The organism is Sphingomonas sp. OK281 (assembly GCF_900115295.1).
Lineage (GTDB): Bacteria > Pseudomonadota > Alphaproteobacteria > Sphingomonadales > Sphingomonadaceae > Sphingomonas.
In genome coordinates this window covers 56,924-76,478 of record NZ_FOVZ01000007.1, presented here as the reverse complement: position 1 = coordinate 76,478, position 19,555 = coordinate 56,924, and the positions used below count along the sequence as shown (strand labels likewise).

At 64.5% G+C, this 19,555-nt stretch carries 14 protein-coding genes; 10 read left to right on the top strand and 4 right to left on the bottom strand.

Features of this window, described 5'->3' with window-relative positions:
* The first annotated feature begins 23 nt into the window (after positions 1-23).
* Genes BM244_RS19880 through BM244_RS19865 form a run of 4 tightly spaced genes read left to right on the top strand, consistent with a single transcriptional unit; the run spans position 24 to position 6,751 of the window.
* Positions 24-2,402 carry a glycoside hydrolase family 127 protein gene (locus tag BM244_RS19880; RefSeq protein WP_093400711.1) on the top strand — a complete coding sequence of 793 codons (2,379 nt, stop codon included), beginning with the start codon at positions 24-26 and terminating at the stop codon, positions 2,400-2,402.
* A complete protein-coding gene (locus BM244_RS19875; protein ID WP_093400656.1) occupies positions 2,399-3,430 on the top strand; it encodes an Ldh family oxidoreductase in 1,032 nt (343 codons plus the stop codon). Before BM244_RS19880 ends, BM244_RS19875 begins: the two co-directional genes overlap by 4 nt.
* Before the next feature lie 2 nt (positions 3,431-3,432).
* Positions 3,433-5,199 (top strand): DUF885 domain-containing protein, encoded by a 1,767-nt coding sequence (locus BM244_RS19870; protein ID WP_093400710.1) that lies wholly within the window; start codon positions 3,433-3,435, stop codon positions 5,197-5,199.
* Entirely contained in the window at positions 5,189-6,751 is a 1,563-nt protein-coding gene (locus BM244_RS19865) for a family 43 glycosylhydrolase (protein WP_093400655.1), read from the top strand. The genes BM244_RS19870 and BM244_RS19865 overlap by 11 nt, the downstream gene beginning before the upstream one ends.
* Before the next feature lie 107 nt (positions 6,752-6,858).
* On the opposite strand, the gene BM244_RS19860 is transcribed toward BM244_RS19865, so the two are convergent.
* Both BM244_RS19860 and BM244_RS19855 read right to left on the bottom strand, forming a co-directional pair.
* A complete protein-coding gene (locus BM244_RS19860) occupies positions 6,859-8,043 on the bottom strand; it encodes a M24 family metallopeptidase (protein ID WP_093400654.1) in 1,185 nt (394 codons plus the stop codon).
* A complete protein-coding gene (locus BM244_RS19855; protein ID WP_093400709.1) occupies positions 8,040-9,299 on the bottom strand; it encodes an NAD(P)/FAD-dependent oxidoreductase in 1,260 nt (419 codons plus the stop codon). Before BM244_RS19855 ends, BM244_RS19860 begins: the two co-directional genes overlap by 4 nt.
* A gap of 77 nt (positions 9,300-9,376) precedes the next feature.
* Here BM244_RS19855 and BM244_RS19850 point away from each other — a divergent pair, with 77 nt between their 5' ends.
* From BM244_RS19850 to BM244_RS19825, 6 genes are all read left to right on the top strand, one after another.
* Positions 9,377-10,303: a dihydrodipicolinate synthase family protein gene (locus tag BM244_RS19850; protein ID WP_093400653.1), complete on the top strand. Its 927-nt coding sequence runs from the start codon at positions 9,377-9,379 to the stop codon at positions 10,301-10,303.
* Between the two features lie 12 nt (positions 10,304-10,315).
* The gene (locus tag BM244_RS19845) at positions 10,316-11,326 is read left to right on the top strand and encodes a 4-hydroxyproline epimerase (protein WP_093400652.1); all 1,011 of its coding nucleotides are present in this window, start codon (positions 10,316-10,318) and stop codon (positions 11,324-11,326) included.
* A 49-nt stretch (positions 11,327-11,375) separates the two neighbouring features.
* Entirely contained in the window at positions 11,376-12,029 is a 654-nt protein-coding gene (locus BM244_RS19840) for a GntR family transcriptional regulator (RefSeq protein ID WP_093400651.1), read from the top strand.
* 21 nt (positions 12,030-12,050) lie between these two features.
* A complete protein-coding gene (locus tag BM244_RS19835; RefSeq protein WP_093400650.1) occupies positions 12,051-13,469 on the top strand; it encodes an amino acid permease in 1,419 nt (472 codons plus the stop codon).
* A gap of 73 nt (positions 13,470-13,542) precedes the next feature.
* On the top strand, positions 13,543-15,096 hold the full coding sequence (locus BM244_RS19830; protein ID WP_093400649.1) for a glycoside hydrolase family 27 protein: 1,554 nt from the start codon (positions 13,543-13,545) through the stop codon (positions 15,094-15,096).
* An 83-nt stretch (positions 15,097-15,179) separates the two neighbouring features.
* Positions 15,180-16,121: a glycoside hydrolase gene (locus tag BM244_RS19825; RefSeq protein WP_254784639.1), complete on the top strand. Its 942-nt coding sequence runs from the start codon at positions 15,180-15,182 to the stop codon at positions 16,119-16,121.
* Between the two features lie 33 nt (positions 16,122-16,154).
* On the opposite strand, the gene BM244_RS19820 is transcribed toward BM244_RS19825, so the two are convergent.
* Both BM244_RS19820 and BM244_RS19815 read right to left on the bottom strand, forming a co-directional pair.
* Positions 16,155-16,385: a hypothetical protein gene (locus tag BM244_RS19820; RefSeq protein ID WP_139226984.1), complete on the bottom strand. Its 231-nt coding sequence runs from the start codon at positions 16,383-16,385 to the stop codon at positions 16,155-16,157.
* 348 nt (positions 16,386-16,733) lie between these two features.
* Complete coding sequence (locus tag BM244_RS19815; protein WP_093400707.1) at positions 16,734-19,547, bottom strand: glycoside hydrolase family 127 protein; 2,814 nt, start codon at positions 19,545-19,547, stop codon at positions 16,734-16,736.
* Positions 19,548-19,555 lie beyond the last annotated feature (8 nt).

The following is a 19,555-nucleotide window of genomic DNA, read 5'->3' as shown; positions in this document are numbered from 1 at the left end:
ACGATATTCGGATGGAGATCGACATGCAGGCCACTCGCCGAGAATTGATGATGGGTATCGCGGCGGTAACGCTGCTGCCGGTGGGCGAGGGGTCGTTCGCTCGTGGCGTGGGCGGTGCAATCTTGCCTGCCCGCGCGAAGCCCTTGCCGCTAACCGCGGTACGGCTGCGCCCGTCCGCCTACGCGACCGCGGTCGACGTCAACCGCGCCTATCTGCTGCGGCTGAGCGCGGATCGGCTGATGCACAATTTCATGGTCTATGCCGGCCTGCCCGCCAAGGCGCCGCTATACGGTGGATGGGAAAGCGACACGATCGCCGGCCATACGCTGGGCCATTACATGACCGCACTCGTCAAGATGAACGAGCAGACCGGCGACGCCGAATGCCGAACGCGTGCCGAGTATATCGTCGCCGAACTGGCGCGCGCGCAGGCCAAGCGCGGCACTGGCTATGTCGGCGCGCTCGGCCGCAAGCGTAAGGATGGGACGATCGTCGACGGCGAGGAGATCTTCGCGGAAGTGATGCGCGGTGAGATCAAGTCCGGCGGGTTCGATCTCAACGGGTCGTGGTCGCCGCTTTATACGATGCACAAGGTCTTCGCCGGCCTGCTCGACGTTCACGCGGCATGGGGCAACCCCCAGTCACTCACCGTCGCGACCGGGCTGGGCGACTATTTCGCCCGCGTGTTCGCCGCGTTGAATGACGAGCAGATGCAGGTGCTGCTGAGCTGCGAATATGGCGGCCTCAACGAAAGCTACGCCGAACTGTACGCGCGCACCAACGATCGCAAATGGCTCGTCATCGCCGAGCGGATCTACGATCGCCGGGTGCTCGATCCGCTTGTCGCCGGGCAGGACAAGCTCGCGAACTTCCATGCCAATACGCAGGTGCCCAAGCTGATCGGCCTCGCGCGGATCCATGAGCTGAACGGCAAGCCGGAGCCGGCCAATGCCGCGCGGTATTTCTGGAATACGGTCACCCAGCATCACAGCTATGTGATCGGCGGCAATGCGGACCGCGAGTATTTCTCCGAGCCGGACACGATCGCCGCCCACATCACCGAGCAGACCTGCGAGCATTGCAACAGCTACAATATGCTCAAGCTCACCCAGCAGCTGTATAGCTGGCAGCCGGAGGGCGCGTTCTTCGACTATTACGAGCGCACGCACCTCAACCACATCATGGCCGCGCAGAACCCGCAGAACGCCGGCTTCACCTATATGACGCCGCTGATGACCGGAGCCGATCGCGGCTATTCGACGCCCGACGACGATGCGTTCTGGTGCTGCGTCGGCACTGGCATGGAAAGTCATGCCAAGCACGGCGAGGCGATCTTCTGGGAGGGAGACGGCACGCTGCTGGTCAATCTCTACATCCCGTCGGACGCGAAGTGGAAGACGCGCGGCGCTGATCTGACGCTCGACACCCGCTATCCGTTCGAGCCGGAATCCCGGCTGACGCTGACGGCGCTCGCCAAGCCCGGGCGCTTCCCGATCGCGTTGCGTGTGCCGGAGTGGGCGAACGGGCAGGCGGTGGTGACGGTCAACGGCCAACCGTTCACGCCCGTGATCGCCAAGGGCTATGCGATCGTCGACCGGCGCTGGAAGAAGGGCGACATGGTTGCGATCACGCTGCCGCTCGACCTGCGGATCGAGGCGACGCCGGGTGACGAGAATACCATCGCCGTGCTGCGCGGACCGATGGTGATGGCCGCCGATCTCGGGCCCAACGAGACCAAGTGGGACAGCGCCGACCCGGCGATGGTCGGCGAAAACCTGCTCGCCAACTTCACCCAGACCGACGCGACGCGCGCCACCTATGCGACGCGTGGGGTGATCCGGCCCGCGGACCTCGGCTTCGTGCCATTCTACAGCCAGTATGAACGGCGCAGCGCGGTGTATTTCAAGCGTTTCACCGAGACTGCGTGGAAGAGCGAGGAGACGGCGTTCGTTGCCGAACAGGCCAAGGCGCGCGACATCGCGGGCCGGTCGGTCGACGTGATGCATCTGGGTGAGATGCAGCCGGAGCGCGATCATGGGCTGACGTCCGAGCTGTCCTATCCGGTCAGCTATCGCGGGCGTAACGGGCGCGATGCGCGCTCGGGCGGGTTCATCGAATTCGCAATGAAGACCAAGCCGGGACCGCTGGTACTCCAGGCGACCTATTGGGGCGACGAGCGCGGCCGCGATTTCGATATCCTGGTCGACAACGTCAAGATCACCACCCAGCATCTCGAAGCCGACAAGCCCGGCAAGTTCTTCGACATCGAATATCCGCTGCCGATCGGGCTTACCAAGGGCAAGGCGAGCATCAAGGTGCGCTTCGTGCCGCGCGATCGCTCGACCGCGGGGCCGGTGTTCGGGGTTCGCCTGTTCACGACCAAGCCCGGCAGCGTCGCGTGAGCGAAGATCAGGCGGGCGGCGTTCGCCTGACGCTCGACGAGGTTCGGACGCTGGCGCGGGCGGTGTTGCTCGGCGCCGGGCTGTCGCGCGATCATGCCGTGGCGGTTGCCGAGACGATGGTGGCGGGCGAGCGCGACGGTTGCACGAGCCACGGCATCTACCGGCTGCTGGTCGCGGCCAACAGCATCGCGCGCGGGGTCGTCGCCACCGACGCCGTGCCGGTGGTGAGCGAACCAGCGCGCGCGCTGGTAAAGGTCGATGGCGGCGGCGGGTTCGCGCAGCTCGCGTTCGAGCGGGGGCGGGGTCTACTTGCTGAGAAGGCGCGCAACTACGGGATCGCCGCGATGGCGCTCAACAACGTCGTCCATTTCGCAGCCTTGTGGCCCGAGGTCGAGACGCTGGCGAGCGAGGGACTGGTCGCGCTCGCCTTCACCCCCAGCCATGCCTGGGTCGCGCCGGCGGGGGGCACCGAACCCGTGTTCGGCACCAACCCGATCGCGTTCGGCTGGCCGCGGCCGGGCGGGCATCCGTTCGTGTTCGATTTCGCGACTAGCGCGGTGGCGCGCGGCGAGATCGAGCTGCATCGCCGCGCCGGCAAGCCGGTGCCCGACGACTGGGGCTATGACGCGAACGGCCAGTCGACCACCGACGCCGAGGCGGTGCTGGCGGGTGCGATGCGGACGTTCGGCGGCCACAAGGGATCGGCGTTGGCGGCGATGGTCGAACTGCTCGCCGGGCCGCTGATCGGCGACATGACCAGCCGGGAGTCGATCGCTGCCGACCGGGGCAGGGGTGGATCGCCGATCGGCGGTGAACTGATCGTCGCGATCGATCCCGTCGGTTTCCTCGGCGATGCGGTCACCGAGCATCTGGCGCGCGCGGAGGCGATGTTCGATGCGATCGAGGGGCAGGGTGCGCGCCTGCCGTCGCAGCGCCGCTACGCCGCGCGCGACCGCAGCTTGGCGGACGGCGTGGTAATCGCACCTGCGCTGTACCGAGACATCATGACATTGCCCCAAGGAGAATGACGATGCGGAAACTGGTCCTTGGCCTGGCACTGGCGACCACGACGCTCGGTCCGATCGCGGCCGACGCCGCGCCTGCTGCGACCAGCCCGCTATCGGCGGATAAGCGCTTCGAGGCGCTGTCGAATGCGGAATATACCTGGCGCAGCAGCCAGTCCGGCCCCGATGAGAACAATCCCAAGGGGCGTGCTCGGCTTCCGGACGTCGGCCCCAAGGCGCAGGCCGAGCGGCTGGCGCGCTGGACGCAGGTGTCGCAGCAGCTTGCCGCGATCCCGCTGGCAAGCCTCAGCGCCGCGAACCGGGTCAATTACGCGGTCTATAAGCAGCAGATAGACGCGCTCCTCGCGGCCCAGCGGTATCGTGACTACGAGCGCCCTCTATCGGCCGATACGAGCTTCTGGGGTGACATCTCGGAATCGTCGCGCAGCCCGTTCCGCAGCATCGAGGATTATCGCAACTACGTCGCGATGATGCGCGAGGTGCCGCGCTATTTCGACCAGCAGACCGCCAACATGCGCGCCGGCCTAGCGCGTGGCTTCACGCTGCCGCAGGTCACGCTGAAGGGCCGCGATATCGGCGTGGCGCAGGTCGTCGAGGCCAAGACTGCCGAGGATTCGCCCTTCTACGCCCCGTTCCAGAATTTCCCCTCGACCATTCCCGCGGCCGATCAGGCGTCGCTCGCCGCCGAGGGCAGGGCTGCGATCGAACAGGCGGTGGTGCCGGCGCACGTCAAGCTGCTCGCATTCCTCCGGACTGACTACATCCCGCATGCCCGCCCCGAACTGGCGGCGTACGACCTGCCCGACGGCAAGGCCTATTATCAGTCCAAGATCGCCGAATACACGACGCAGGACCTGACCCCGGACCAGATTCACGCGCTGGGGCTCGTCGAAGTCGCGAAGATCCGGGCGCGGATGGACGGGGTGATGAAGCAAGTCCAGTTCAAGGGCGATCTGCAGGCGTTCTTCAATCATCTGCGGACCGATCCGCAATTCTATCCCAAGACACCGAACGAACTGCTCTACCGCGCGGCGTGGATTGCCAAGACGTTCGACGGCAAGGCGTCGCAGTGGTTCGGGCATATCCCGCGCAGCCGGTTCGCGATCAAGCCGGTGCCGGCCGATATCGCGCCGTTCTATACCGGCGGTCGGGGCGGCCCCGGCATCTATCTGGTCAACACCTGGAACCTGCCGTCGCGGCCCTTCTATTCGCAAATCGCGCTGACGCTTCACGAAAGCGCGCCGGGCCACGCGTTCCAGATGCCGCTCGCCGCCGAGAACACCAACCTGCCGGCGTATCGGCGCGACACCTATCTGTCGGTTTATGGCGAGGGCTGGGCGCTGTATTGCGAGGCGCTCGGCGAGGACATGGGAATGTACGAGACACCCTACGACCTGTTCGGCTATCTGAGTTATCAGGCGTGGCGCGCGGCGCGGCTGGTGGTCGACACCGGCATCCACGCCAAGGGCTGGAGCCGCGAGCAGGCACAGGCCTATCTCCACGACAATACCGCGCTGTCCGATCACGAGATCGAGACCGAGGTGGATCGCTACATCGCATGGCCGGGACAGGCGCTGTCATATTACATGGGCCAGCTCGCGTTCCAGCATGCGCGGGCGAAGGCGCAGACGGCGCTGGGCGCGAAATTCAACATCCGCGCCTTCCACGATGCGATGCTGGAGATGGGCTCGGTGCCGGTGCCGGTGATCGAGGCACGCACCGACCAGCTGATCGCAGCCGGCGGCAAGGGGCCGTATCCCGATGAGGAATAGTGGCTGGCTGGCGGCGGCAGTTTTCGTATCGAGCGTCGTCACCGCGCAGGCGCCCGTTGCCGAGCGTCTGCACAGTCCCGGCAACCCGATCCTCGCCGACGGGCGCTATTACTCGACCGACCCGGCGCCGGTAGTCATCGACGATACGCTGTGGATCCTCGCCGGGCGCGACGAGGCGCCCAAGGACGTCAACGACTTTATCATGAACGAGTGGCAGTTGCTCGCCACCAAGGATCCCAAATCGGGCGACTGGGCGCATTACCCAGCCATCGCACGTCCCGAGGCGGTGTTCGCCTGGGCCGCGCCAGGCCGCGCCTATGCCGGGCAGATCGTCCGCGGCCCCGGCGGGAAGCTGTATCTGTACGCGCCCGTGCTGGAGAAGGACACCGACGCCAAGGACGGCTTCGCGATCGGCGTCGCGGTGGCGGACAGCCCGATCGGGCCTTGGCGCGACGCGCATCCGTCTGGTCCGATCATCTCGCAACGCGTGCCGGTCGCCAACGCCATCCAGAACATCGATCCGACGGTGATGATCGATGACGATGGCCGCGTGTACATCTATTGGGGTACGTTTGGTCAGTTACGTGGGATGGAACTCGAGCGCGACATGATCACGCCAAAGGGTCGGGAGGTCCCGGTCGAGGGTCTGACCGGCTTCTTCGAGGCGCCGTGGATCATGAAGCGCAACGGCACCTATTACATGCTCTATGCCGGCAATCACGCCGGGCCGCGATCGGATTGCACGCCTGCGGTGTACCATGCCTGCATCGCCTATGGCACCGCGCCGTCACCGATGGGGCCGTGGACCTATCGCGGCGTGGTACTGAAACCAGTGTCCTCGACGACCTCGCATTCGGGTGCGGTCGAATTCAAGGGACACTGGTATCTCGCCTATCACACCGCCGACGCAGTGGGCGGCGGGCATTTCCGTCGTAGCGTGGCGCTCGACGAGATGCACTTCGACGACAGCGTCAGCCCGGCGACGATCCTGCCGGTGATGCCGACCCGGCGCCCGCAGCCGGCACTGGCACCCTCGCGCAACCTGGCGCGATCGGCGAGCGCGGCGGCGTCCAACGAACCGATCCCGCTGCAATATTGGATCAAGTCGCTCAACGACGGCATTACCAAGGTCGCCCCGCTGCCGCCCGACATGTGGGGCAGCTGGAGCCCGCGCAATCCGGCGCAGCAATGGATCGAATATCGCTGGGACAAACCGGTGACACTTGACGGCGCACGGATATGGTTCTGGGCGGACCAGCCCGCCGGGTCGGCGATCGGCGTTGCCCCGCCGGCGCGCTGGCATCTGGAATATTGGAGCGGTGGCTGGAAACCGGTGTCGAGCCCGGACGGGTTCGGCACTGCGGTCGGCAGGTTTCAGCCGGCGAGCTTCGCGCCCGTCACCACGCGCTGCCTGCGCGCGGTGTTCGATGCCTCGGGTGCGGGGGGCGAGCATGCTGGGATCGCGGTCGAGGAATGGGAGGCGCTCGGGCCTCGCGCCCAGCCGGTGTTGGTACGCCCGATCGACGCAGCGCCGGTATCGGCCTGCAATTGAGCGCAACGCCCTATCCTCTCCGCCGCCGCCTTCCCTCTCCCGATTGCGAGAAGGAAGGGGTCTGCTCGTGAAACGAGTGGGAGGATAAGGGTGGCGAGTCCTCGACCTTACCCGAACGGCCGATCGATCGAAGGCTGCGGCTCGGTGAACCACTCAGCGCCCGTCTCGGTGACGTGGAAATGATCCTCCAGTCGGATGCCGAACCGGTCCGGCACCACGATCATCGGTTCGTTTGAAAAGCACATGCCCGGCGCGAGTGGCGTCCTATCACCCCGTACGAGATACGCCGGTTCGTGGATCGAGAGGCCGATGCCGTGACCGGTGCGATGCGGCAATCCGGGCAACCGGTAATCGGGTCCGAGCCCGGACTTCTCAAGCACCGTGCGTGCTGCGGCGTCGACGCTCTCGCACCGCACGCCGGGACGCACCGCGGCAAACGCCGCAGCCTGCGCCTCGTGCTCGACGTCCCAAATCGCGCGTTCTTCGTCGCCGACCTTGCCGAAGGCATAGGTGCGGGTGATGTCCGAATGATAGCCGTCCACCCGGCAGCCTGTATCGATCAGCACCAGTTGGTCCTCCTCGAGCAACTGGTCGCCGGGCAGGCCGTGCGGGAATGCGGTAGCGAGGCCGAATTGGACGGCGCAGAAATACGAGCCGGCCGAGCCCAGCGCCCGATGGGCCTCGTTGATGAAGTGGATCACCTCGCTGGTGGCGATGCCGGGCGTCAGGATCCGGGCAGCGCTGCGGTGGACCTCGATCGTCATCGCCTTGGCTTGCGAGAGTAGCGCCAGCTCGGCCGCGCTCTTGATCATCCGGCAACCGTCGATCACGCTCGCACCATTGCCGAGCGAGAGTCCACCGACGCTGCCGAGCGCTGCCGCGGCGCCGTAAGGCAGCAGCGGATCGAGCAGTAGCCGAGCGCCGGGCTTCAGCGCATCGGCGATCAAGGCAGCCGGGCTCTCATCCTCTTCCCAAAGTCGCAACTCCGCAGGAATCGCCAGCGCCGCTTCGAGCGAACCTTGTTCGAACCGTGGGCAGATCATAACGGGATCGCCGGCGACGGGCACCAGCAGCGCTACCAACCGCTCGGTCGCGCCCCAGGGTATGCCCGCGAAATAGAGCAGGCTGTCGCCCGCACCGATCAGCAGCGCATCGGCACCTGCCGCCGCGGTCAGCGCGCGCACCTTGTCCAGGCGAGCCAGTCGCTCGTCTCCAGTGATTTGCAGCACGGGGACAAGCCGAGGCGCCAGTGTCGCCAGCTGTTCGGCCGCGGTGGATCCGCCGATGGTCATTGGGAACTTCCTTTGGTGGCAAAGCGGGACAGCGAAAAGGCAGAGATTGGCACCGGCGGCGCGGTCTCGGTAACTAGCGCAGCTACGATCTGCGCCGTGATCGGCGCCAGCGTAAGGCCCAGATGCTGATGCCCGAAGGCGTAGAACAGATTGGCGCTGGTGCTCGAGCGTCCGATTGCGGGCAAGTAGTCGGGCAGGGTAGGACGCGACCCCATCCACCGGCTGTACGGCCCGGCGATCGGCAGACCAAGGTCTGCGATATGCTTCTCCAGCCGCTGCCATTTGCGCGGATCGGCAGGTGCATCGGGATCGCCCAACTCGACGAAGCTCGCTGCCTGCACGGTATCCGCGTAGCGCGTCACGATCATCGAGCGGTCCTCGAACACCAAAGGCGGCATGTCGGCAGGCCAGCGGTCGGCGCCGACGTTAAGGGACGCGTGGATCGGTGCGCGGATATGATAGCCGCGTTCTGCGATCATCGGCACGCGGTAGCCGAGCGGTTCCAACAGCGCCCGCGACCGAACTCCGGCCGTCACCAGCACCAGATCGGCATCGTGACCGACGAGCCGAATATCGTCGCCGTCGGGCGCGAGCGTTGCCGCTGCGGAGACGATCCGTCCACCGCGGGCAACGAGCGCCGCTTTCAGCGCGACCGCGAGGCGATCCAGGTCGGCGATCTGTCCGCTGCCCGTAAACCGGATCGCGCCCCCGACCGATCGGGTTATCCCGCCGAGGCGCCGCAACAGCGCGTCGTCGGCATCCTCGATCCGGGCGGTGCCAATGTCGGTCCGCGCCCATTTCGCGCGCCCGGCGGCGGCGGTCGCGGCGCTCTCCCACAGGACGAGGTGCCCATCGCGACGAAGCAGGCCTTCGTCACCGATAGTGCGGACCAGATCCTGCCAGGCCGGCATCGCGGCCGCCACCAGCGGTGTCAATGCGGAGGTCCCCGCAGCAAACCGTGCGGGCGTCGAGGCGGCAACGAGCCGCGTCGCGAACGGTAGCCACCGCGCCGCCATCGACAGCGGCAGCGCTAGTGCTCCGCCCATGGAGAACAGGCGGCGCGGCACGGACTTCAGGGCTGCGGGCGACGCCAGCGGTTCGACCTGCTCGACGGCGATATGTCCCGCATTGCCCCATGACGCGGCGCGACCGTCGGGATCGGCATCGAACACCGTCACGGTGAATCCGCGATCGAGCAATGCGATCGCGCTACTCAACCCGATGATTCCGGCGCCGATAATTGCGATCGATCGCACGTCATTCTCCTGTTGCACTGCGGGATCGATTTCGTATACGGTATATATATAAGCAATATTAGAAAGGTCGAGAACGAATGTCTGTCGAATGGAAGGGCGTTTTTCCAGCAGTTACGACGCAGATTCGTGAAGATCTGTCGATCGATCTGGCCGACACGCAGCGGGTCGTCGATGACCTGATCCGTGACGGCGTGACCGGCGTGATCGCGCTCGGGACGGTAGGCGAGAACAACTCGTTTGAATTCGACGAGAAAGTCGAGGTGCTCACCGCGATAGTCGAGGCAGTCGCCGGTCGCGTCCCGGTCGTCACCGGTGTTTCGGAATACGACACGCGTCGCGCCGTTCGGTACGCGCAAGCCGCGGAGAAGGTTGGGGCCGATGGCCTGATGCTGCTGCCGCCAATGGTCTATGTTCCGAAGCCGCACGAACTGGTCGAGCATTTCAAGGGCGTGGCGAACGGCGTTGGCCTGCCGATCATGCTCTATAACAATCCGCCCGCGTACCGCACGCAGATCGACAACGAGGTTCTTGCGGCACTGGTCGACGTGAAGAACATCGTCGCGGTAAAGGAATCCGCGCCCGATACGCGTCGCTTCTCCGACGTCGTCGCCGCGTTCGGCGATCGCTACGTGCTGTTCGCAGGGCTCGACGACGTGGCGCTCGAGGGGCTTTACCTTGGCGCGCAGGGCTGGGTCTCGGGCCTGACCAACGCGTTTCCGCGGGAATCGGTCGAGTTGGTCCGTGCGTTCGAGCGGGGCGATCATGCCAAGGCGATGGAAATCTATCGCTGGTTCATGCCGCTGTTGCATCTCGATGCCGAGCATGACCTGGTCCAGTCGATCAAGCTTGCCGAACAGGTCATGGGCCGAGGTTCGGAGCGTGTCCTGCCGCCGCGCTACCCGCTGGTCGGCGCGCGCCGTGCCGAGGTGATCGCGATGGTAGAGAAGGCTGCAGCCACCCGGCCCGACCTCTCGCCCGCCCTCGCGCCTGCCGTCGCAGCCTGATAGCTACCGGCAATGCGTCACACCTTCTTCTGCATCGACGGCCACACTGCCGGTAATCCCGTCCGCCTCGTCGCGGGCGGGGCCCCCCTGCTGAAAGGGGTGTCCATGTCGGAGCGACGCCAGGATTTCATGGCACGATTCGACTGGATTCGTACCGGCCTGTGTTTCGAGCCACGTGGCCATGACATGATGTCGGGCGGGTTCCTGTATCCGCCGACCCGGCCCGATACCGATATTGGCATCTTGTTCATCGAGACGAGCGGTTGCCTGCCGATGTGCGGACATGGCACGATCGGCATGGTCACCTTTGGCCTCGAACACGGCCTGATCCAGCCTGCCGAGCCGGGCAAGCTGCGGATCGAGGTGCCCGCCGGCGTGATCGACGTCGCCTATGAAACGCAGGGCGACAAGGTCACCGCGGTGCGGATCACCAACGTGCCAGCCTATGTGGCGGCGCGCGGTATCGCAATCGACGTCGCAGGCATCGGCCCGCTGTCGATCGACGTCGCGTACGGCGGCAATTATTACGCGATCGTCGAGCCACAGGGCAATTACACGGGGCTGGACGATCTCGGTGCGGCGCGACTGATCGAACTCAGCGGTCGGGTCCGCGAGGCGGTGCGCAGCGTGTTCGAGCCTGTCCATCCGCTCGATCCAACCATTTGCGGCGTCAGCCACGTATTGTGGGCGGACAAACCCCGCGGCGGGGGCGATGGCGAGGAAGCCGACGGCCGCAACGCGGTGTTCTACGGCGACAAGGCGATCGATCGTTCACCGTGCGGCACGGGCACCTCGGCGCGGCTCGCGCATCTCGCGGATAGCGGGCGCCTGTCGGTCGGCGATCGCTTCGTCCACGAAAGCTATATCGGCAGCCGGTTCATCGGCCGGGTCGAGGCCCAGACAACGCTGGGCGACACGCCCGCGATCATACCCTCGATCGAAGGCTCTGCTATCGCGACAGGATTTAATACGATCTGGATTGATCGTAGCGACACGTTCTGGGAAGGTTTCCAGGTCACGTGAGCCGGCACCTTCGTTCTGGACACGTTCCTCGCATTGGAGCTTTCCGCTGATGGCCATCGTCGTCCGCACGTTGTCAGAACAAGTGTTCGAAATCGTTCGCGAACAGATCGTGACGGGCAAGCTGGTCGGGAATACGCCGATCCGTCAGGACGCTCTGGCAACCGAGCTCGGGGTGAGCAAAATTCCTTTGCGCGAGGCGCTGGCCCGCCTCGAGCAGGAGGGGCTGCTTACCAGCCACGCCAATCGCGGTTATGCGGTCCGGCCGATGTCCGCCCACGAGGCCGACGACATTTTCGCGCTTCGGCTGAGTATCGAGCCGAACGCTGCGGCCTATGCCTCGACCGTCGCCACCGCAAGCGACCATGAGATTGCGAAGGTCGCGTTTGAGGAGCTCGACAGCGCTGCCGGGGAACGACTGGCCGAAGTGGCCATTGCCAATCGAGTGTTTCACACCGCACTGGTGCGTCCGGGCCGACGCCTGCTCACGACCCAGACGGTCGAGCGGCTCGCGATCCTCGCCGAACGCTATGTTGTCGCGCATCTTCAGCCTGCCGGGCGTGAAGATCGCGCGCATCTCGAACACCGCGAGCTCCTCGATACCTGGCTGGCGCGGGACGAGGCCCGGCTGACGACGCTGCTGGCCAGCCACATCGGATCGACGCTGCTCGACCTGCGTGGCCAGTTCGAGTCCAGTTCCGACTGAATCACTTTTTGGGGAGCGTACATGTTTGGACCGCGGAAACCGTTCGGAACGCCGGCGCATCTTCAACAGCATAGTCTGGCCAAGACTCTAAGCTGGCCGCACCTGATCGCCCTTGGGGTCGGCGCGATCGTCGGCACCGGCATCTACACGCTCGTCGGCGTCGGTGCGGAACGCGCTGGTCCCGCGGTGATCCTGGCATTCATTGTGTGCGGCGTCGTGTGTGGGTGCGCAGCACTTGCCTATACCGAGATGGCGACGCTGATCCCGGCGGCGGGCAGTGCCTATACCTTCAGCTACACAGCACTCGGCGAAACCGTCGCGTGGGTGGTCGGATGGAGCTTGATCCTCGAATATTCCCTCGCGTGCTCGACGGTCGCGGTCGGCTGGTCGGGGTATCTCGTCGGTTGGATCCAGGCGGCGGGCATTCACCTACCGGCAGCGCTGCTCGTCGGACCGCATGGCGGGGGGCTGATCAACCTGCCGGCGGTGTTCGTGTCGCTAGCCGTGATGGGTATGCTGATCCTGGGTACACGGCAGAGCGCGACGCTCAACATTGTCCTCGTCGTCATCAAGCTGGTCGCGCTGACGATCTTCGTCGTCTACGCGCTGCCCGCGTTCAAGAGCGGCAATCTGCAACCGTTCATGCCCTACGGCTTCGGCTCGACCGAGATCGGCGGTCACAAGCGCGGGGTTATGGCGGCAGCAGCGATCGTGTTCTTTGCGTTTTACGGGTTCGATGCCGTCGCAACGTCCGCCGAGGAGACCAAGAACCCGAAGCGCGATCTGACGATCGGGATTATCGGTTCGATGCTGGTGTGCACGGTAATCTACATGGCGGTTGCGATCGCCGCGATCGGCGCTTTGCCGTTCACGCAGCTGGCCAATTCGCCCGAGCCGCTTGCGCTCGTGCTGCGCCAGTTGAGCCAGCCGTTCGCAGCGCAGTTAATCGCGCTCGCCGCTGTCATCGCGCTGCCTTCGGTGATCCTGGTGATGATGTACGGGCAGAGCCGCATTTTCTTCGTGATGGCGCGTGATGGCCTTTTGCCGCGACGGCTCGCAACAGTCAGCCCACGGTCCGGCGGTCCGACGATGATCACGCTCCTGACGGGCCTGACGATCGCCGCCGTCGCTGGCTTCTTCCGACTCGACGAGATCGCCGAACTGGCCAATGCGGGCACACTGATCGCATTCATTTCGGTGGGCGTCTGTCTCATCGTGCTGCGCCGGACCGCGCCGGACATGCCTCGCCTGTTTCGTTGCCCGGCCGCGTATCTGGTCGGAGGATTGACGGTAGCCGGATGCTTGTATCTGCTCTCGAGCCTGCCGACCGCGACGCTCGGGCGGTTCGTCATCTGGAACGTCATCGGTCTGGTGATCTACTTCGCATACGGACGACGCAAGAGCGATGCGGGACGTCCGGCACCGCTTGTCACGGCATGAGCGTCAATACCTAAGCTAGTCGGCGCGCGCCGTGCGCCGACTCTTCGTTTCACAGATCTCGGGAGCTCCCGCAATGCGACACTGGGTTGCCACGATTGCGCGCGTTCTGATCGCGGCCTCTGCAGTTTCGGGTGCGACAGCGTCGCCCGCCACCACCGCAAGATTGGAAGGCGTGTGGATTTTTGAGGCGGCGCCAGCCAACCCCGGCGTTACGATGATGGAGCTCGATCGTACCGCCGCGGGGCTGTCTGGGCGGGTAACGACGCAGTGGTACGGTCCGGTCGAGATGATCGATCCGGTGATCGACGGCACCCGCCTGAGCTTTGCCACCCGCAACATTAATGACCGCGCGAACCCCACGCGACGGTGGACGGCTACGCTGGGGCCAAAAGGCATCACGCTCGACGGCAGGATATGGGAGTCGCACGTGGTGCAGGCGGGACGGCGTGGGACGGTCGCCGAACGTCGCGCACGCACGTTCCGGTTCGCCGCCTTGCCGCCGCTCACCAGGCTGGTGCCGGACGGGCTGTCCGCGACACCGCCGATGGGCTGGAGCAGCTGGAACAAGTTCGCCGACCGCATCGACGACAAGACCGTCCGGGCGATGGCCGACGCGATGGTCTCCACCGGGCTGCGCGATGCCGGTTATCGCTACGTCAACATCGACGATGGCTGGCAGGGCGCTCGCGATGCGGCGGGCGTGCTGCAACCTAATGCAAAGTTCCCCGACATGAAGGGGCTCGCCGACTACGTCCATGCGCGCGGGCTGAAGTTCGGGATCTACAGTTCGCCGGGACCGCGGACCTGTGCCGGGTATGAGGGAAGCTACGGCCATGTCGCCCAGGACGCGAAGACCTTCGCGTCCTGGGGTGTCGATTACGTCAAATACGACTTGTGCTCGGGCGAATGGTTCTATGCCGATGCCGATACGGTACGGCGCAGCTATGCCGAGATGGGTGCGGCGTTGCGTGCCACGGGCCGCTCGATTGTCTATTCGCTGTGCGAATATGGTCGGTTCGATGTCGCTGCATGGGGCCGATCGGTCGGCGGGCATCTGTGGCGTACCACCGGCGACATTACCGATACCTACAAGACGATGGCCGAGATCGGCTTCGATCGTAATCCGAAGTTCGGCCATGCTGGACCCGGTGGATGGAACGATCCCGACATGCTCGAACTGGGCAATGGCGGCATGAGCAGTGACGAGTACGTTACGCACATGACGCTGTGGGCGATGTCGGCGGCGCCGTTGATGATGGGCCACGACCTGCGCCAGACGGATGCGGCGACCCGTCGGTTGCTCGAAAATCCTGGCGTGATCGCGATCGATCAGGATCCTGCTGGGGTGCAGGGCAGGGCGGTCCGCAGCGAAGGCGACACGGTGATCTGGTCCAAGCATCTCGCCGACGGCACCGTCGCGCTCGCGCTGTTCAATCGCGCGACGACGCCGACGTCGATTGATCTCCGGCCGATTGACGCGGGCCTGAACATCATCACCGCCATCAGGGATATATGGACGAGTAAGGATATTGCTGCATCGCGTACGCAGTTCGCGGTCCCGGGCCATGGCGCGGTGTTGCTGCGCGTACGCGGGGAAGCTTCCCGCTTATCTAAATCTGGTCAATGATGAGATCGTAATCGGCGCGCGTTCGGCTCTCGACCTTGACGCTTCGATGCAACTACAATCGGTTTCCTCAGGAACAATGCCGAATGGCGTATCTGTCTTGCGCACTTACCCGAACGACAAGGCCTGTCTGCACGACGGCATGGCGCCGCAACACAGTGCTGGCGGCGGCGGCGATGTTGGCAGGGTGTGCGGCGACGACTGCGGTGCCGATGCAGGCGATCCTCCCGCCTTCGCCGAGCCTGAAGCTCGATCCGTTCTACACCCGGTCGCTCGACGTGGACGGTATCCCGGTCAGCAGTTCAGGCGTCGTGCCGGACAGCGCATTGCGCGCGGCGCAGTCGCTGGTGGCGGAGATGCTGGCCAAACGTCCCGATCTTGCCCGGGCATTGGTCGGGCGTCGGCAGCGGATTGTCGTGATGGCCGAGAGCGAGGGCACACTCGACTTGCCCGAGCAGCGTGACTGGAAAAAGCCTGCTGCGGACGATCCCCGCCTGACGCGGTGCGAGCGGAAGCACTACCAGGAGTGGATCGGCCGACTGACCGACCGCGATTATTGGAACGCGCGCGCGCGCGGCATGGGCGGCGAGCTAACCAGCGGTGCGGCAGAGAACCTGCTTGGGGTGCCTGGCACGCGCTATTACGGCGAAAATATTCTGGTCCATGAGTTTTCGCATGCGATCCTCGAAGCAGCAGAAACCGCCGACCCTGCGCTTTATCACGCGGTCGAGCGCGCTTATGCGAACGCCAAGCAGCATGATCTATGGGAGGGCGAATACGGCGAGACCACCGTGCAGGAATATTGGGCAGAGGGAACCCAATTCTGGTTCGAGTCGAACAAGCTGGCGGTCGTCGACGGTGTAAGGATCTTGTCGGCGGCAGATCTGCAACGACATGATTCCTTGCTCTTCGCCGTTCTGAGGCGCGTCTACGGCAACCGTCATCACCTGACCGCCGACATCTTCTGGCAGCATCCCGCACGTGTTCCGCCGGGGACAATCCCGATTAGCACGGCTGCCGACTGCTGAGTGATTGGACGATACTGGATCCGGTGAAGCCCGTCACTCAACCGTCGGAGCATTGGACATGCGAGCGTTGAACGCCTCAATCGCATCGTATTTCAAAGCCAGTGCCTGAGCCTCCATGGCAGCAAGTTCTTTGGGTGTAGAGACCCCCATGAGAGAGATCGGCAGGCCGGCACCTTCCCAGTTAGAATTGGAGAACAAGAAGACCCCATCTTTATGGTCTACGACGTCTCTAGCGAAGGCAAGGGCGCGCAGAAGGGCGCCCAAGGGATCGTCCCCCGGCATGGCGGATATTGAGGGTAACCCCAGATCAGTAATGTGAATAGCCGATAGCCAGCACCCATCGTCCATCTGGACTGGTAGCCATATTCGGAGTTGGCACTCGTGATCGCCATCCGAGCAACGCCGAATAAGGTTGCGAACGAAGTAAGGATTTTCCAGGTCGATATGGTCGACAACGGGGTGAGACAATGGCGTTACTCCGTTTGGGCGGCGTCTGTTTGACTCGTGAACTGAGGTGTAGGCGCCCCGGTTGCGCGACGAGATCAATGCACGCGGCATCATCTCGTCGCGGTATCGGAGGTGGCGAAGTTCGGTCGGTATGACCCTGTCGCGTTAGGTCACGTCGGTGATCCACACGACCGAGCGCGGCGAACGGCCTCTTTGCACGGGCGGGGGAGGCGAATCCTTCGTATTGGCGCCAGCGGCGTCGCTGGCGCCTAAGGTCGCGCCCGGAGCATATTGCACCGTCTCTTCGCCAGACGGGAATTCGCGGATCGGGTCGCCTGTCCGGTTCATCCGTGCGAAATTGGGAATGGCGGTCATTGGCGATCCATCGGCCCAAGTGCCGCGGATGACCGTGACCCCGCCGAGCAGGTCGTCTTCCCAATGCGGCGTCAACGCAGTCGTTGCGAGCGGGATATCGATCCTCGCCTGATCTGTGCGTTCGACATTGTAGACCAGCGGTCCGTAGCGCAGTGCGACCTTGCCGCGGGTTGCCTCGATCCGCGGGTCCCCTTTCACGCGTTGCACCGTCATCGGCAATTCGAACTCGATCCGATCCCCCCTAGCCCAGTCGCGCGTGATGACGGCATAGCCCTTCTCGATCCGAACTGGGACCGTGACGCCGTTCACGGACAGGCGAAGCAAGCCCTTCACCTCTGGCTCTGCGGTATACAGCCGACTGGTCCTGCGATCCGGCACGCGGACGCGGATAGAGAAGTGGCGGCGCTCGCCGGGATTGACCGTGATGGCGACCGCACCCTTCCATGGATAGTCCGTGTCCTGCACCATCTCGACTTGTGTACCGGCGATCTTGCCGACATCGATACGGCTGCCGACGAAGAGATTCACGTACAGTCCGTCGTCGCCTTTAACATACGCCCAGGTTGGCATCATCAACAGCGTCCGTGGGATATTCCCGACGCAGCATGGACAGACATGCCACTTCGCCCGCTCGGTATCGTTCAGGGGGTTGGTATAGGTAAACGTTCGCCCGGCAAGATCGGTCGAACCCAGCAGCGCGTTATACATCGTCTCCTCATAAAGATCGGCGTATTTTGCATCATGGTACGACAGGTTCATCTTATACTGAAAGAAGATTAGCCCGCAGCTCGAGCAGGATTCGCAATAGGCGTCGTTGCGCAGCGCGTAATCCTCGCCGAACCCCTCCGCGGTGTCGCCGCTTCCGACCCCGCCGGTCACGTAGTATTTGCGGTTCACCATGTTGTCCCAAAGCGACATTGCCGCGCTTTGGTAATCCCGATCGCCGGTTTCGGCCGCGATGTCCGCCATCCCCGAATAGAAATACACCGCGCGAACCGCATGGCCGACCGCCTCATATTGTTGTTCGGGGGGCAGGTGGCTCTGATCATACTCGGATCCGCCCTCGCGCGAGTCCAGCAGGAAGCGCGCGAGCGTAATGTAGGCGTCGCCCCGGCCGTCGCCCTCGACATCGTTGACGAAGCGCCCGAACCGGACCAGCGCCTGCTCCATCTCCTGATGCCCGTCAAACCATGCTTTCTTGCTAGGACCCAGGTTCGCGACCCAGCAATCCGCGAGTCTCTTGGCGGCGTTATAGAGCCTGAGATCCCTGCCGTTAGTGAGCGTGTGGTGATTGATCGCGGACTCGATGAAATACCCCGCGACATAGCCTTCGTGATCGCCGCGATGTTCGGGCGACCAGCGCTCCGGCCAATGGGCCCGGTTCGCGAGCGTGTAGGCTGTGTGGAGGTACCCGTCAGGTTCCTGCGCGGCGAGGATGATCGGGATCCAGCGCGTCAGCGTACCGCGCATGCGATCCTGCGCATTGGCCACTTCGGCATCACCCTGCGGGTCGACCATCAGCGCGATGCACATCGACTCGACCGTCTGGTGGACCCATGCGTTTGCGAACACATACCCTTTGTGGCGATCGTGGGGTTCGCCGCGCAACGCCTTGCCCGCTTCTATGAAATTATCGAGTCCGCCTTCGCCGATCTTCAGGTCGGTCCGCTCGCAATAGGCGATGCAATGGGGGATCCAGTTGACGATTAGCGCTTTGGCGCGCGCGTTCCAAAGCGAACTGTGGATCGCGTAGCGGGTGGTATAGACGACGTCGAGCCGCTTGGCGGGCGGTGCCGCAACAGCGTGCAGATGAATCAGCGAGTCAGTCGACTTGCCACGTCCCGCTGCAGCCAGCCGAAGAATATAATCGCCCGGCGCCGACACGGTGGCGCGCGTTACGGGTGAAGTTGCATCGGCAAACGCGACGGTGCCGGGACCGCTCGCTTTGCTCCAGCGGACGATGTCGCCGGGCGCCCGTTGCAGCCAATCTGCCTTGCCCGCGAGATAGGTCTGGCCACCGAGTACCACCGAGCGATCGATCCCGGCCGCGACCACCGGCGCGAAGCTCGGCACCGCGCCGACGCTCCACACGCGCCATTGCAGCACACCGATCGACTTAGCGCCGTCACCGGTAACCTCCAGCCGCAGCTGGTCGGTCGTAACTGGCGCGAAGCTGGTGCGGTTGAAGTGATCAGCGCTCGGTTCGGCGCCCTTCGCATTGCGCACGGGTACGAAAGATGATCCGTCCCAGTACAGAATCCGTACCGACCGAGGCAGCCCGATACCTTGGCCGTCCTGCCACCAATAGACTTCGATTGCGTCGGTCGAAACCGGCTGCGTCCAGCGATATTCGATCGCCTGCGGGTCCGTGCGGGGCCATGTTCCGTACGCGCCATGGGCTGCATCCGCCGAACTCGTCGGCTCTGCACCATTGTTCAAAGCCGCGAAGCTGGTGTCGCCCGAAACATGGGCGCCGCTCGGGATGGCGACCTTGGCCAGGTTGACGCTAGCGACCTTGGCCTTCGCAGGATCAGCCGGTGACGCAGCGAAGCCCTGCACCGCGATTGCCGCCAGCGCTGTTCCGGCACCTGCCTTCAAGATCATGCGGCGGT